General features: G+C 61.4%; 13 protein-coding genes. 2 read left to right on the top strand and 11 right to left on the bottom strand.

The window, feature by feature from the left end; all coding sequences use genetic code 11:
• Nucleotides 1-94: 94 nt before the first annotated feature.
• The gene (locus ACLEJQ_RS00150; protein WP_002554837.1) at nt 95-304 is read right to left on the bottom strand and encodes a cold-shock protein; all 210 of its coding nucleotides are present in this window, start codon (nt 302-304) and stop codon (nt 95-97) included.
• 354 nt (nt 305-658) lie between these two features.
• Here ACLEJQ_RS00150 and dcd point away from each other — a divergent pair, with 354 nt between their 5' ends.
• Together dcd and ACLEJQ_RS00140 are read left to right on the top strand one after the other, a co-directional pair.
• Nucleotides 659-1,225, top strand: coding sequence for a dCTP deaminase (dcd, locus tag ACLEJQ_RS00145; protein ID WP_017126297.1), 567 nt, complete (start codon nt 659-661; stop codon nt 1,223-1,225).
• 104 nt (nt 1,226-1,329) lie between these two features.
• Complete coding sequence (locus tag ACLEJQ_RS00140; protein WP_440791070.1) at nt 1,330-1,536, top strand: hypothetical protein; 207 nt, start codon at nt 1,330-1,332, stop codon at nt 1,534-1,536.
• A gap of 58 nt (nt 1,537-1,594) precedes the next feature.
• Here the strand turns inward: ACLEJQ_RS00140 and pdeM are convergent, their stop codons facing one another.
• From pdeM to ACLEJQ_RS00090, 10 genes are all read right to left on the bottom strand, one after another.
• Nucleotides 1,595-2,260 (bottom strand): ligase-associated DNA damage response endonuclease PdeM, encoded by a 666-nt coding sequence (pdeM, locus tag ACLEJQ_RS00135; protein ID WP_440791068.1) that lies wholly within the window; start codon nt 2,258-2,260, stop codon nt 1,595-1,597.
• Nucleotides 2,260-4,746: a ligase-associated DNA damage response DEXH box helicase gene (locus tag ACLEJQ_RS00130; protein WP_440791067.1), complete on the bottom strand. Its 2,487-nt coding sequence runs from the start codon at nt 4,744-4,746 to the stop codon at nt 2,260-2,262. Before ACLEJQ_RS00130 ends, pdeM begins: the two co-directional genes overlap by 1 nt.
• A 227-nt stretch (nt 4,747-4,973) precedes the next feature.
• Complete coding sequence (locus ACLEJQ_RS00125) at nt 4,974-5,738, bottom strand: ABC transporter ATP-binding protein (protein ID WP_440791065.1); 765 nt, start codon at nt 5,736-5,738, stop codon at nt 4,974-4,976.
• A gap of 13 nt (nt 5,739-5,751) precedes the next feature.
• A complete protein-coding gene (locus tag ACLEJQ_RS00120) occupies nt 5,752-6,870 on the bottom strand; it encodes a succinylglutamate desuccinylase/aspartoacylase family protein (protein ID WP_440791063.1) in 1,119 nt (372 codons plus the stop codon).
• 28 nt (nt 6,871-6,898) lie between these two features.
• Nucleotides 6,899-7,609, bottom strand: coding sequence for an ABC transporter permease (locus ACLEJQ_RS00115; protein WP_440791061.1), 711 nt, complete (start codon nt 7,607-7,609; stop codon nt 6,899-6,901).
• A complete protein-coding gene (locus tag ACLEJQ_RS00110; protein ID WP_003198406.1) occupies nt 7,606-8,334 on the bottom strand; it encodes an ABC transporter permease in 729 nt (242 codons plus the stop codon). The genes ACLEJQ_RS00115 and ACLEJQ_RS00110 overlap by 4 nt, the downstream gene beginning before the upstream one ends.
• Nucleotides 8,335-8,391: 57 nt before the next feature.
• Nucleotides 8,392-9,174, bottom strand: coding sequence for a transporter substrate-binding domain-containing protein (locus tag ACLEJQ_RS00105; RefSeq protein WP_440791059.1), 783 nt, complete (start codon nt 9,172-9,174; stop codon nt 8,392-8,394).
• Nucleotides 9,175-9,444: 270 nt separating this feature from the next.
• Nucleotides 9,445-10,578, bottom strand: a complete 1,134-nt coding sequence (locus ACLEJQ_RS00100) for an acyltransferase family protein (protein ID WP_440791057.1) — start codon at nt 10,576-10,578, stop codon at nt 9,445-9,447.
• Between the two features lie 495 nt (nt 10,579-11,073).
• Entirely contained in the window at nt 11,074-12,762 is a 1,689-nt protein-coding gene (locus ACLEJQ_RS00095) for an ATP-dependent DNA ligase (RefSeq protein ID WP_440791056.1), read from the bottom strand.
• Complete coding sequence (locus tag ACLEJQ_RS00090; protein ID WP_440791054.1) at nt 12,759-13,787, bottom strand: ligase-associated DNA damage response exonuclease; 1,029 nt, start codon at nt 13,785-13,787, stop codon at nt 12,759-12,761. The genes ACLEJQ_RS00095 and ACLEJQ_RS00090 overlap by 4 nt, the downstream gene beginning before the upstream one ends.
• Nucleotides 13,788-13,955 lie beyond the last annotated feature (168 nt).

Below are 13,955 nucleotides of genomic sequence, written 5' to 3'. Positions count from 1 at the left end.
CTCGCTCCCACAGTTTTTTGTGCGCTGGCAAAACTGACAGACACAAAAAAGCCCCGCTTCTGAGGGCGGGGCTTTTTACTAAAGCAAGGACAAGTTAAATAACTTGTACTTCTTCAGCTTGCATGCCTTTCTGACCGCGGGTAGCGATGAAAGAAACCTGTTGGCCTTCTTTCAGGCTTTTGAAGCCGTCGGATTGGATAGCTTTGAAGTGAACAAACAGGTCGTCACCGGATTGTGGGGTGATGAAGCCGAAGCCTTTTTCATCGTTGAACCACTTAACGGTACCGGTTTGGCGATTAGACATGGTGTAACTCCTTGAACAAAGATAACTGCGACTCAGGAAGAACCCTGGCCGAGACTGAGTGCAAAGAGCAGGAAAAATTCTTGTAGATGGTTGGATCGAAATTCAACATATCGTGTAGAGATTCTCAGTGACACAAGCAGCACAGTGGCGCCACCTTAACCCTTTTTCCGGAACGTGCCAATGGTCTTTGCGAAGGTTTCTCGGATTTGGTGACTGACGGCGCCGACGCTGCCCGCAGGGCCCCGTAAATCCAGGCGGATCGGCGAGAATTGCGTCCTGCGCTTTGAACCCGGCCCCGCGCCCCGGTAAGATGCCGGACGTATTTTTTCCACCTCGCTATTCAGGACACACGCCATGAGCATCAAATCGGACAAGTGGATTCGCCGCATGGCGCAGGAGCACGGCATGATCGAGCCCTTCGTCGAACGCCAGATGCGTGGCGAAGGTGCCGACCGGCTGATCTCCTTCGGTGTCTCCAGCTACGGCTACGATGTGCGTTGCGCCGACGAATTCAAGGTGTTCACCAACATCAATTCGGCGACCGTCGACCCGAAGAATTTCGATGAGAAGAGCTTTGTCGACATCAAGAGCGACGTCTGCATCATCCCGCCGAACTCGTTCGCGCTGGCCCGCACCGTCGAGTATTTCCGCATACCGCGCAATGTCCTGACCATCTGCCTGGGCAAAAGCACTTACGCCCGCTGCGGCATCATCGTCAACGTCACGCCGCTGGAGCCGGAATGGGAAGGCCATGTGACCCTGGAGTTCTCCAATACCACGACCTTGCCGGCAAAGATCTACGCCAACGAAGGCGTGGCGCAGATGCTGTTCCTGGAGTCCGACGAGGAGTGTGAAGTGTCCTACAAGGATCGGGGCGGCAAGTATCAGGGCCAGCGCGGTGTGACCCTGCCGCGTACCTGAATCTGACGAGCTGAGGGAATTCCTGGGCGGGCAGGCACTCTATTGGGTGTACTGCCCGCTTTTTTTCGCGTCAGCGCAGCGGGCCTTCGCTCAGGAGTTGCTCTATGAAGATCGATCCGCGAATCAGTGCCGAACTGGCAAGGCTTGAGCCCAATCAGATCGGCGTCATGGCCTGGTCGCTGCTGGCCCATCCTGCCGAATCGGCGGGCGGCATCCCCGGCCAGCCTGATCCCGACACCCCTAACGAACAACCTACCGAGCCCGGCGAACCCACTCTTCCGGACGAGCCGCCTCCTGCGCCTGTAGCATGACTTCAGCTGCACGCTGAAAGCCACAAGCTGCAAGGAGGCGCGGTGCTTCGCTTGCAGCTTAGGGCGTGGCGCTGACGGGCCATATTTCGCCGTCGCCGATGACGAAAATCCTGCAGTCGTTGTCTTGCTCGACCCGATAACCGCCCGTGAATGCCCCGAAGGCCGGTAGCAGGCTGATCTCGCTGCCCAGACGAAAGCACGCCAGGCGCAAGCGTTCCCGCCCTTTGCCCCGCAGGTGATAGACCGGGTGCACATGCCCGGCGAGCACATGACGGCTGGGATGCGGGTCGGGCTCGTGTTGCACGGCGAACGGGCCCAGTAGCAGCGGCTCCGGCACCACGCGAATGTTCAGGGTCGACGGTGGATCGCCGGCGCGTTTGTCATGGTTGCCGCGAATCAGCGTTATCGCCAACTGCGGATGACGCCCACGCCAGTCGTGAAGCGCTTTCAGGGTGCCGGTCGCATGGGAGCCGGGGCCGTGGAGAAAATCCCCGAGAAAGATCAACTGTCGACAGGGCAGGGTAGCCAGCAGGCCGTCCAGCACTGTGATGTTACTGGCCGTGGTGCCATGGGGCACCGGTTGGCCGAGGCTGCGATAGGCGGCAGCCTTGCCGAAATGTACATCGGCCACCATCAGGGTTTCCTGGGCGGGCCAATACAGGGCTTTTTCCGGCAGCAGCCAGAGTTCCTCACCGGCCAGATTGACTGGATAGGGCGCCGGCATCAGGCGTCAACGTCATCGGCGGTTTTCTCCAGCTCGCTGACCATCCGCCGGATGCGATCGGCGAGCTTCTCCGAACTCATGCTTTCCCTGAATCGCTCAACCAACAGCGGAAAGCCGAGGGGCGTCGGGCGTTTGATCACATGCAGGTCCAGCTTCAGCGCGTTGAGGCGTTCCAATGTCTGCTCCAGTCGACGGATATCCAATTCTTCCCGCAAGACTTCCTCACCGGCCTGGGCCAGCAGCAGGTTGTCGGCGTCGTACTGCTTGAAAACCTGAAAGAACAGCCCGCTGGAGGCCTGGACCTGGCGGGTGCTTTTCGGTGCGCCGGGGTAGCCGGCGAACACCAGCCCGGCGATCCGGGCGATTTCCCGAAAGCGCCGCAGGGCCAGTTCGCCGGCGTTGAGGCTGGCGAGCACATCGGCCAGCAGATGTTCGGTGCTCAACAATTGCGGAGTCAGGTAGCGGGACCAGTCCACTGCCGTGGCGCTGAGCAATTCCAGCCCGTAGTCATTGACCGCGATGGAGAACGTCACCGGTTGCTGCTGGCTGACGCGCCAGGCCATCAGGCTTGCCAGCCCGAGATGCACCTGGCGCCCGGCAAACGGGTACAGAAACAGGTGCCAGCCTTCCCGGGACTTGAGTGTTTCAGCCAGCAGCGAGTCTTGCGTGGGCAAGCCGGACCAGCGTTGCTGGGTCAGCAGCAGGGGCTTTACCGCTTGCATCTCCGGGCCGGCGAAGCGGCCGGCGGCGGCCTCGCTGAGACGGGCCACGACAGCGGCCGCCAGTTCGTTGGAAAGCGGCATCCGCCCGCCGTTCCAGCGCGGGACGGCGGCTTTTTTGGCCTGGCTGCGTCGCACGTAGGCGGTCATGTCTTCGACCCGTACCAGTTCCAATAGCCGCCCGGCGAACAGGAAACCGTCACCGGGTCGCAGACGGGCGATAAAGCCTTCTTCCACGCTGCCCAGGGTCTTGCCGCCACCGCCCTTGCTCCAGAACTTCAATTGCAGGCTGGCATCGCTGACGATGGTGCCGATGCTCATGCGATGACGGCGGGCCAGGCGGGCGTCAGGCACACGCCAGATTCCATGCTCGTCCGGTTCGACCCGCCGGTAATCCGGGTAGGCAGTCAACGACAGGCCGCCGTGACGCACGAAGGCCAGGGCCCAGGCCCATTCGGCCGAATTCAGGTCGCGATAGGCCCAGGCGCCGCGCACTTCTTCAAACAGTTCCTCGGGAACGAAACCGCCACCCAGGGCCATGCTGACCAGGTGCTGCACCAGCACGTCCAAGGGCTTGTAGGGTGATTCGCGAGGTTCGATGCGCCGTTGGGCCACGGCGTCCTGGGCAGCGGCGGCCTCGATCAACTCCAGGCTATGGGTTGGGACCAGGGTCACTCGCGAGACGCGTCCCGGCGCGTGACCGGAGCGCCCGGCGCGCTGCATCAGGCGCGCCACGCCCTTGGCCGAACCGATCTGCAGCACGCGTTCCACTGGCAGGAAGTCCACGCCCAGGTCCAGGCTGGAGGTGCAGACTACGGCTTTGAGCTGGCCGTCCTTCAGGGCGCTTTCGACCCAGTCGCGGGTCTCGCGGGACAGCGAGCTGTGGTGCAGGGCGATCAGCCCGGCCCAGTCGGGTCTCGCCTCGAGGATCGCCTGATACCAGATTTCCGATTGGGCCCGGGTGTTGGTGAACACCAGGCAACTGCTGCTGGCGTCGATCTCTGCCACCACTTGGGGCAGCATTTTCAGGCCGATGTGTCCGGCCCAGGGAAAACGCTCGAGGGCTGGCGGCAACAGCGTGTCGACCACCAGTTCCTTGCCATTGGCCCCTTGCACGCTCACGCCATTGCCTTGGGGCAGCAGCACCTGTTCGGCATGGGCCTGATTGCCCAAGGTGGCGGACACACCCCAGACGATGAGTCCGGGATTCCAGTGGCGCAGGCGCGCCAGGGCCAATTGCAACTGCACCCCCCGTTTGTTGCCGATCAACTCGTGCCACTCATCCACCACGACCATGCGTAGGGTCGAAGTCGCGGTTTGCGCGTCGGCCCGGGCGAGCATCAGGGTCAGGCTTTCGGGGGTGGTAATCAGCGTGCTGGGCAAGCGTCGGCCTTGGCGGGCCCGTTCGCTGGCGCTGGTATCGCCGGTGCGCAGGCCGACGCTCCAGGGCAGTTGCAGATCGGCCAGCGGTGCTTCGAGGGCTTTGCCGGTATCGGCGGCCAGGGCCCGCATCGGTGTGATCCACAGCACCGTCAGCGGTTCGGCCGGCGGTTTGCGTTTGCGCGGCTTATCCGCAGGTGGAAGGTGTCGGGCGAAGCGGTTGAGGGCGGCGAACCAGACTGCATAGGTCTTGCCGGCGCCGGTGCTGGCATGCAACAACCCCGATTCCTCACGCTTGACGGCGGCCCAGACCTGCTTCTGAAAAGCGAACGGCTTCCAGCCGCGGGCGCTGAACCATTGTCTTGCGAAGTCGTTGGATGTCGCCATGTCTGCCGCGTGCGCCCTGGGAGTGTTCTCTCAGTGACCACGCAGGAACGCGAAAGGTTTAATGGCGTAGCGCCGCTGGCGAAGGAAAGCACTGGGCACGCGAGGCTCTGGTGGCGAAGGAGCAAGCTCCCGCTGGACGCGTAGCGTCCCCTGGCGGTGTGTCAGTCTGAACCAGGGGCCGCTTCGCAGCCCAGCGGGAGCAAGCTCCCTCGCCACGGGTAGCGCAGTTATTTCAGGTTGCCACTGAGAAACTGCTTGAGCCGTTCGCTCTTGGGGTTGCCCAGTACGTCTTGCGGTGCGCCTTCTTCTTCCACCAGGCCCTGGTGCAGGAACAGTACCTGGTTGGAGACTTTGCGGGCGAAGCTCATTTCGTGGGTCACCATGATCATGGTCCGGCCTTCTTCGGCCAGGCCCTGGATCACCTTCAAGACTTCACCCACCAGTTCCGGATCGAGGGCCGAGGTCGGCTCGTCGAACAGCATCACCTCCGGCTCCATGGCCAGCGCCCGGGCGATTGCCACGCGTTGTTGCTGGCCGCCGGAAAGAAAGGCCGGGTATTGCTCGGCGACCCGTGCCGGCAGGCCGACCTTGTCCAGATAACGCCGGGCGCGCTCGTCGGCTTCCTGCTTGCTGACGCCCAGCACCCGGCGTGGGGCCATGGTGATGTTTTCCAGCACGGTCATGTGGCTCCACAGGTTGAAGTGCTGGAAGACCATGGCCAGGCGCGTGCGGATGCGTTGCAGTTCGGCGTCGTCGGCCACGCGCATGCCGTGGCGGTCCTTGATCATCCGGATCGATTGGCCGTCCAGGCTCATGGCGCCGTCGTTGGGTTGTTCGAGAAAGTTGATGCAACGCAAGAAGGTACTTTTGCCCGAGCCGCTGGCGCCGATCAGGCTGATGACGTCGCCGGTCCTGGCCTTGAGCGAAACGCCTTTGAGCACCTCATGCTGGCCATAGCTTTTATGCAGGCCTTCGATGGTCAGTTTGTACATGGAACATGCATCCTCAAGGCGAAAGTAGGTAGCCGCTGCGATAGGCTTCGGCGCCGGCGACATGGGCGATCACCATGCCGGCCGTGGCCATGCGGCGCAGCGAACGGGCGTACAGCAGCCCGGCGTTGCGGCAGTGGACCGGGGTGACGGTGTCGTTGACCGGATCGATGATCTCGGCGATCAGTTGCCCCGCTTCCAGGTATTCACCGGGCAGGGCGCTGTAGACCAGCAGTCCGCCCACCGGCGTTGCCACCGGCTCGACGCCGGCCAACGGCGTGGCCGGGTAGGGCAGTTCGGGCAGGGGCATCGGTTCGCCGTCGATGGCACCGAAGTGAATCAGGTATTCGATCAGGGCTTGGCAGTCGAGGCTCGCCAATCCGTGGTTGACGTCGCCCTGGCCACGCAATTCGACCGTCACCGAGAAGCTGCCCAGGGGAATCTCGAAGCGCTCGCCGAAGCGTTCCTTGAGCTGCCACCAGAGCAGGGTGAAGCATTCATCGAAGGATTGGCCGCCCGAATCGGTGGCCAGCAGACACGCTTCGGCACCGAGGTAGCGCGCCAGTGGCTCGACCTGCGGCCAGGCTTCGGGGGTGGTGTAGAGATGGGCCACGGCTTCGAAGTCGCAGTGCAGGTCCAGCACCATGTCAGCGTCGCAGGCCAGCCGCTGCAACACCAGCCGCAGGGACTGCAATTGCGTGCTGGCGCTCTGGCGAGCGAGGGCATCGCGCAGGCTGGTGCGGATCAGCATCAGGTTGTGCTGCGGGTCGTCGGTGAGCAGCTCTTCGATTTCGTTGCCGATCTCTTCGCTCAGGTCGACGAAGCGGCGATTGAAGTTCTGCCCGCTCTCCATTTCGTAGCGGCCCAGGGGCACGTCCATCAAGACCTGTTCCAGGCCGATGGGGTTGGCGACCGGCACCAGGACGATCTCGTGGCGCAGGTGCCCGGAGGCCTCGAGCTCGGCCAGGCGTTGCTTGAGGTGCCAGGCAACCAGCATGCCGGGCAGCTCATCGGCGTGCAGAGAGGCCTGGATGTAGATCTTGCCAGCGGCTTGTTCCGGGCCGAAGTGAAAGCTGTGGATCTTGCGTGCGGTCCCCGGAACCGGGGACTGCAAGTCATGAATCTGGTGGCGCATTTGCGTGTGTGTCCTGAAACGGAAGCCCTTAGTGGGCCGGGCCGAGGAAAGCCAGCCAACGGCGTTCGGCGAGGCGGAAGAGGCCCACCAGGGCGAAGGTGACGCTCAGGTAGATCAACGCGGCGATTCCGAACGACTGGAACGTCAGGAAGGTGGCCGAGTTGGCATCCCGGGCGACTTTGAGCACGTCTGGAACGGTAGCGGTGAATGCCACGGTCGTCGAGTGCAGCATCAAAATCACTTCGTTGCTGTAGTACGGCAACGAGCGTCGCAGCGCCGAAGGCATGATCACGTAGGCGTAAAGCTTCCAGCCGGTCAGGCCATAGGCCTTGGCGGCCTCGACTTCACCGTGGTTCATGCTGCGGATCGCCCCGGCGAAAATCTCCGTGGTGTAGGCGCAGGTGTTCAGGGCGAAGGCCAGGATCGTGCAGTTCATCGCATCGCGAAAGAAACTGTCGAGCAGCGGTTGGGCCCGCACTGCCGCGATGCTGTAGATGCCGGTGTAGCAGATCAGCAGCTGGATATACAGCGGCGTGCCCCGGAACAGGTAGGTGTAGAACTGCACCGGCCAGCGCACGTAAAACCTGGGCGAAACCCGGGCAATCGACAGCGGGATCGATACCACGAAGCCGATCAGCAGCGCGGCACTGAGCAGCCAGAGGGTCATCGCCAGGCCGGTGACATTGACGCCGTCGCTGTAGAGGAACGGCCGCCAGTATTCCTGTAGAAGTTCGATCATCGCACGGCCTCCCGGGCTCCGGCGGCGTAGCGGCGTTCAAGCCAGCGCAGAATGAAGTTGGACGCGCTGGTGATCAGCAGGTAGATCAACGCGGCCAATACCAGGAAGTAGAACAGTTGGTAGGTGCTCTTGCCCGCATCCTGGGCGGCCTTGACCAGGTCGGCCAGACCGATGATCGACACCAGTGCGGTGGCCTTGAGCATGACCATCCAGTTATTGCCGATCCCCGGCAGGGCAAAACGCATCATTTGCGGGAACACCACGAAGCGAAAGCGCTGGCCACGCTTGAGGCCATACGCCGTGGCGGCTTCGACCTGGCCGCGGGGCACGGCGAGGATCGCGCCGCGGAAAGTCTCGGTGAAGTACGCGCCATAGATGAAGCCCAGGGTGATCACCCCGGCGCCGAATGGGTCGATTTCGATGTATTCCCATTCCATGAAGTCGGTAAGAGAAGTCAGCCAGGTTTGCAGGCTGTAGAAGATCAGTAGCATCAGCACCAGGTCCGGCACGCCACGAATCAGGGTGGTATAGAGCTGGGCCGGGATTCGCAGCAGCTTGACGCTCGACAGTTTCGCACTGGCGCCGAGCAGGCCGAGCAAGACGCTCAACAGCAACGACAGGGCCGAGAGCTTGATGGTCATCCAGGTGCCTTGCATCAGCAGCGGGCCAAAGCCCTGCAGGCTGAAGGCCGAGAGCCCCAGATTTTGTAGGAGTTGTTCGAACATGGAAGAAGCCTTTGGCAGGAAAAAAGCGCCCATCTGAAACCGGATGGGCGCAGCGCATTATTTGCCGCTGTACAAATTCAGATCGCCAAAGTGTTTTTTCTGGATTTCGGCGTACTTGCCGTCATCGTGTAACGCTTTGATACCTTTATCCAAAAGCGCTTTCAACTCACTGTTACCTTTCTTGATACCAATGGCGGTCTTGGACGGCAGCAGTTCGCTGTCCACCGGCTTACTGACTTCATAGTCAGCGCCTTTTGGCGATTTCAGGAAGCCCAGTTCGGCCTGCAGCATGTCCTGGATGGCAGCATCGAGACGGCCGGAGGTCAGGTCGGCGTAGACCTGGTCCTGGTTCTGGTAGGCCTGGGTCTTCACGCCGGCCTTGTCCAACACAGCCTTGGCGTAGGCTTCCTGAATGGTGCCTTGTTCGTAGCCGACGGTCTTGCCCTTGAGCGAGGCTTTGTCTTCGCTCAGGCCCGAACCCTTCTTGAACACGTAGGCGGTCGGTCCGGAGAACAGCTCGCTGGAGAAGTCGATGACTTTTTCACGGGCCGGGGTAACGGTCATCGAGGAAATGACACCGTCGAATTTATTGGCCTTGAGGCCAGGGATCATGCCGTCGAAATCGCTTTCGACCCATTTGCATTTGACCTTCAGTTCAGCACAGATCGCATTGCCCAGGTCAATGTCGAAACCGACCAGGCTGCCGTCGGCGGCCTTGGATTCAAATGGAGCGTAGGACGGGTCGACACCAAAACGCAGTTCCTTGTATTCCTTGGCCGTGGCGGCGCCGGCCGCCATGCACAACGCCAGTGCGGAAAGGGTCAGCAGTGCTTTTTTCATTATTCAATCCCTAAAACCAATATGAGCGCTTGTGGCGCGTAAGTATTGTTACCGGTGAAGGCGAGAACGGTATGACGGCAAAAAGATAGCAATTTCCGAACCAGAGTGCCGAACAAACGTTTTAAAAAATTTAGGGACAGCAGGCGGGGCGTGATGGTGCGCGGGGATGAGCAGGCCATAAAAGGTGCACCGTAATGGCGCCTCGGCGCAGGCGCTTGATGAGCACGCCAGTGCGGTCCGAAGTTCGCCACGGTTTTTCAAGCTTCGGTATCAGACCTTCAGGCCGGACCGCTGCGTTCGAGGCCTACTGAGGGCCCGGCCGAGGGATTGCCCGGTCATTTCGACATATCGGTAGGTAAACATGGACACCAGGACTACCGATCCTGCAATCAGCAAAGCGACGAGGTGATTGAGCGCCGCATGACCGAGATCCAGGTAACGAGTGCCGTCGATCACCGGTGCAACATCCAACCCCAGGATGTTCTTTGCCACCATGAACACCGAGACCGCGCAAAACAGAACGGCCGCATGAGTCAGGTAGATGGAGTAAGACAACTTGCCGAGAAAACCGAAGCTGCGGCGCGTCAACAACCGCGAGACAGCGCCGCGATCAAAGGCGAATATCACAACGACGACACCAAACAGCGGGCTGGCCCACAGCTGCTTGGCCGCAAAATCATTGATCACGAACACCAGTGCCGCTGCCACCGCCATCACTTCAAGCGCGGTCAGCAGCCCAGTGTGGGCCGGGGTAGGATGGGGAAGCCTCTGATACACGGCGTAAGCCAGGCAGCCCGTAAAAAAATAGGCCAAGCCCCGCAATGACTCGACAGTGAAGAAGCTATTGCCTGTATATATCAACGCCAGGGCCACCAGGACCACGGTCATCCATACCCACGTCCTGACGCCGAAAGCGAGGTTAAGGATCAAGGCGAAGAGCATGTAAGTGTAGTACTCGATACTGATGCTCCAGGACGGATAGTTGAACGACAGCGGATTGGTCAAGTGTGTCCAGGACTGCAACAGCATTGCATTCGGAAGGATTTCAGAAGGGGCGAACTTTCCTGAAAATGGCTGATTGTTGAAGTCCATGCCTTTTTGCGCTGCTGTATACCTACCGAACTCCAACAATATAAAGACGCTCAGCATGACGAGATGCAGGGGTAGCAAGCGGAAGGTTCGGGTTATAAAGAATTTTCGAAAATTAAACCGCGTGGGGTTGCCATAAGCGTGCGTCATGACAAAGCCGCTCAAGACAAAAAAGAACGAGACAAATACATCGGCGTGGCGGAATAACTGCCACTCGGTGAAACTGCCGCTGACGCGCAAGTGGTAGAACATTACTGAAATAGCCATCAGGCCCCTGAAACTGTCCAGCGACTGAAAGCGCTTTTCTGCGTGCATATCAGGCTCCCTTGCGCGTGCGGGTGGCGGGCCTTGGGCTTCACTTGGATCACCCTCGCACCGGCGGTGGCCTTGCTCGGCTCACCCTGGCGGGAAGGGGCTGTCCGTTCCTTGAATGATTTATGCCCTTCACGGTTGCGTAAGAGGCTGGGCGCAGGATCTGGACGACTAGAGCCAATTGATAATTGGAGAACTGCTGTCACGTTAGCACCGCTTTTTCAAAGGGCCAGTCGGTTTTATTTATTGTGACTGATGTGAGTGACGCAATTACGACGTCAGAAAAGTCACCGGTACGGGTGTCATAGTTTTCCACAAACTTACCGGACCGTACGCGGTAACTATTTATTAGATACCGTTCATTGACGCTGAAGGCTGTCGTTTTCATGTCAGATGCAACGTGTCGCAACGGCGCGTTCGAGGTCGATGCCCTGGCGATGGTCCCTGGCGATGAACGCAGTGTGCTGATGGAGGTTCAGGCCGGGGAGCGATCGGTCGTCATTTTAATAAATCCTGCAGCGTCGCCAGGGTGTCGGCGTCCTCGACGCGCTTGTCCTGGCGCCAGCGCAACATCCGTGGGAAGCGCACGGCGATCCCGCTTTTGTGGCGCTTGGACAGGGCGATGCCCTCGAAGCCCAGTTCGAATACCAGCGTGGGTGTAACGCTGCTCACCGGGCCGAATTTTTCCACGGTGGTCTTGCGCACGATGCTATCGACCTGGCGCATTTCGGCATCGGTCAGGCCCGAATAGGCTTTGGCGAAGGGAACGAGCGTGCGTTCGCGGCTGCCCGGTGGGTTGTCCCACACCGCGAAGGTGTAGTCGCTGTACAGGCTGGCGCGTCGGCCATGGCCACGTTGGGCGTAGATCAGCACCGCGTCGACACTGAACGGGTCGATCTTCCACTTCCACCATACGCCCATGTCCTTGGTGCGCCCGACCCCATACAACGCGTTACGCGCCTTGAGCATCATGCCTTCGACCCCGAGGCTGCGGGAGGCTTCGCGCTGTCGGGCGAGATCGAGCCAATCCGCGCCGGTGACAATCGGCGACGGCAGCAGCACCGGGCTGTGGACGCGGGCAATCAGCGCCTCCAGTTGCTCTCGGCGCTCGGCCTGGGGCCGACTGCGCCAGTCCTCGCCCCGCCATTCCAGCAGGTCGTAGGCCATCACCACCACGGGAGCGTCCTCCAGGACTTTCTTGCTCAGGGTTTTGCGACCGATACGCTGCTGCAACAGGGCGAAGGGCTGGACGGTCGGTTGCAAAGGCGCATCCGGATCGAAGGCGTCTTCGGCCGGCGGTCGGGCGCTTTTCCACACGACGATTTCACCGTCGATCACCGTGCCGTCGGGCAGTGCCTGGGCCAGGTCGTGCAGCTCGGGAAAGCGCTCGGTCACCAGCTCTTCACCCCGGGACCAGACCCACAAATGCCCGTCACGCTTGATTACCTGAGAGCGGATGCCGTCCCACTTCCATTCCACTTGCCAGTCACTGGCCGGTCCCAGCAGCGCGTCGAATTGCTCCACTGGTTGCGACAGGGCATGGGCCAGGAAAAACGGATAAGGCTGGCCGCCGCGTTGGGCATGTTCATCATCGGACTCGGGGGCGATCAGCTTGAGATAACTGCCCGCCGTCGGGCGGTGGGACAGGTCGGTGTAGCCTACCAGGCGCTGGGCCACCCGCTTGCTGTCGAGGCTGGCGAGCCCGGCCAGGGCCCGAGTGACCAGCAGTTTCGACACGCCGACGCGAAAACTGCCGGTGATGAGTTTGATGCACAGCATCAGGCTCGACCGGTCCAGTTGCGCCCACAGCGTCGGTAACCGCTGTGCCAGGACCTCGGGCGATTCGCCGCGCAACGGCAGCAGTTTTTTCTCGATCCACAGCGCCAGCCCTTCATCTGAACTGTGAGGCGACTCCGGCAGCACCAGCGAGATGGTTTCCGCCAGGTCGCCCACGGCCTGATAGCTCTCTTCGAACAACCAGGGGGACAACCCCGACACCTGCACGGCCAGTTCCCGCAGGATCTTCACCGGCACCAGTTGTCGCGGGCGGCCACCGGACAGAAAGTACACGGCCCACGCCGCGTCTTCGGGGGCGGCGTGACGAAAGTAGTCTTGCATCGCGGTAAGCTTGGCATTGCTGGAGGTAGTGGCGTCCAGGTCGGCATATAACTGGGCGAAGGCCTTCATGGTGCGTCCTCGCCAGGGTCGGTGGCGCTGACGTCTTCTTCATCGTCGCCGTATTCGGTGGTGAAGCCTTGGGCGTCGAGGCCTAGCTCACACAGGTGACGCACCAGCACGCCCACCGAACCGTGGGTGACCATGACTCGCTCGGCCCCGGTCTGTTCGATGGCCCAGAGCAGGCCGGGCCAGTCGGCGTGGTCCGACAGCACGAAGCCGCGGTCCACCCCGCGCCGCCGGCGGGTACCGCGCAGGCGCATCCAGCCGCTGGCGAAGGCATCGCTGTAGTCGCCGAAACGGCGCATCCAGGAGCTGCCCCCAGCGGAGGGCGGGGCGATCACCAGTGACTGGCCGATGAGCGGGTCATTCTTTTTCACCTCGCCGGCGTAGATCGTCGGTGGCAGATGAACCCCGGCCTCGCGATAGACCCGGTTCAACGGTTCCACCGCGCCGTGGGCCAGGATCGGGCCGAGGCTTTCGTCGATGCCGTGGAGGATCCGCTGGGCCTTGCCGAACGAATAGCAGAACAGCACGCTGGCCCGACCCAGGGCGATGTTGGCCCGCCACCACTGATTGATTTCGTCGAAGATCTGCGCCTGGGGCTGCCAACGATAGATCGGCAGGCCGAAGGTGGATTCGGTGATGAAGGTGTGGCATTTCACCGGCTCGAATGGCGTGCAGGTCCCGTCGGGCTCGACTTTGTAGTCCCCTGACGCGACCCAGACTTCGCCTCGGTATTCCAGACGCACCTGGGCCGAGCCGAGCACGTGACCGGCGGGGTGAAAACTCAAGGTCACGCCGTGATGCACCAGGCGCTCGCCATAGGGCAAGGTCTGCAGATTGATGTCCTGGCCGAGTCGCGAACGCAGGATCCCCTCGCCGGGGGCCGCGGCCAGGTAATGCTGATTGCCGCCACGGGCATGGTCGCCATGGGCGTGGGTAATGACCGAGCGCTCCACCGGGCGCCAGGGATCGATGTAGAAATCCCCCGGCGGGCAATACAGGCCTTCGGGGCGGGCAATGACAAGGTCCATGCGAACAACCGTGGCGATGGGCTTGTCAGGTAGAGGCGAGGGCGGGGGGAGAAGTTCTATTGGGTTGCGCCCAAAGGATCAAGGATTGTGTTGTTACACCCTGATCCCAGGTGCGCTTGAGTCCTTGTGGCGAGGGAGCTTGCTCCCGCTGGGCTGCGTAGCAGCCCC

The sequence above is a fragment of the Pseudomonas sp. SMV71 genome (assembly GCF_052042015.1).
Lineage (GTDB): Bacteria > Pseudomonadota > Gammaproteobacteria > Pseudomonadales > Pseudomonadaceae > Aquipseudomonas.
Note: the sequence above shows the minus strand (reverse complement) of the source record. Positions and strands in the feature narration are given on the sequence as shown.

Coding starts and splice junctions, on each gene's coding strand:
- ACLEJQ_RS00150 (WP_002554837.1), bottom strand. CDS start 304: ATGTCTAATCGCCAAACCGGTACCGTTAAGTGGTTCAACGATGAAAAA.
- dcd (WP_017126297.1), top strand. CDS start 659: ATGAGCATCAAATCGGACAAGTGGATTCGCCGCATGGCGCAGGAGCAC.
- ACLEJQ_RS00140 (WP_440791070.1), top strand. CDS start 1,330: ATGAAGATCGATCCGCGAATCAGTGCCGAACTGGCAAGGCTTGAGCCC.
- pdeM (WP_440791068.1), bottom strand. CDS start 2,260: ATGCCGGCGCCCTATCCAGTCAATCTGGCCGGTGAGGAACTCTGGCTG.
- ACLEJQ_RS00130 (WP_440791067.1), bottom strand. CDS start 4,746: ATGGCGACATCCAACGACTTCGCAAGACAATGGTTCAGCGCCCGCGGC.
- ACLEJQ_RS00125 (WP_440791065.1), bottom strand. CDS start 5,738: ATGTACAAACTGACCATCGAAGGCCTGCATAAAAGCTATGGCCAGCAT.
- ACLEJQ_RS00120 (WP_440791063.1), bottom strand. CDS start 6,870: ATGCGCCACCAGATTCATGACTTGCAGTCCCCGGTTCCGGGGACCGCA.
- ACLEJQ_RS00115 (WP_440791061.1), bottom strand. CDS start 7,609: ATGATCGAACTTCTACAGGAATACTGGCGGCCGTTCCTCTACAGCGAC.
- ACLEJQ_RS00110 (WP_003198406.1), bottom strand. CDS start 8,334: ATGTTCGAACAACTCCTACAAAATCTGGGGCTCTCGGCCTTCAGCCTG.
- ACLEJQ_RS00105 (WP_440791059.1), bottom strand. CDS start 9,174: ATGAAAAAAGCACTGCTGACCCTTTCCGCACTGGCGTTGTGCATGGCG.
- ACLEJQ_RS00100 (WP_440791057.1), bottom strand. CDS start 10,578: ATGCACGCAGAAAAGCGCTTTCAGTCGCTGGACAGTTTCAGGGGCCTG.
- ACLEJQ_RS00095 (WP_440791056.1), bottom strand. CDS start 12,762: ATGAAGGCCTTCGCCCAGTTATATGCCGACCTGGACGCCACTACCTCC.
- ACLEJQ_RS00090 (WP_440791054.1), bottom strand. CDS start 13,787: ATGGACCTTGTCATTGCCCGCCCCGAAGGCCTGTATTGCCCGCCGGGG.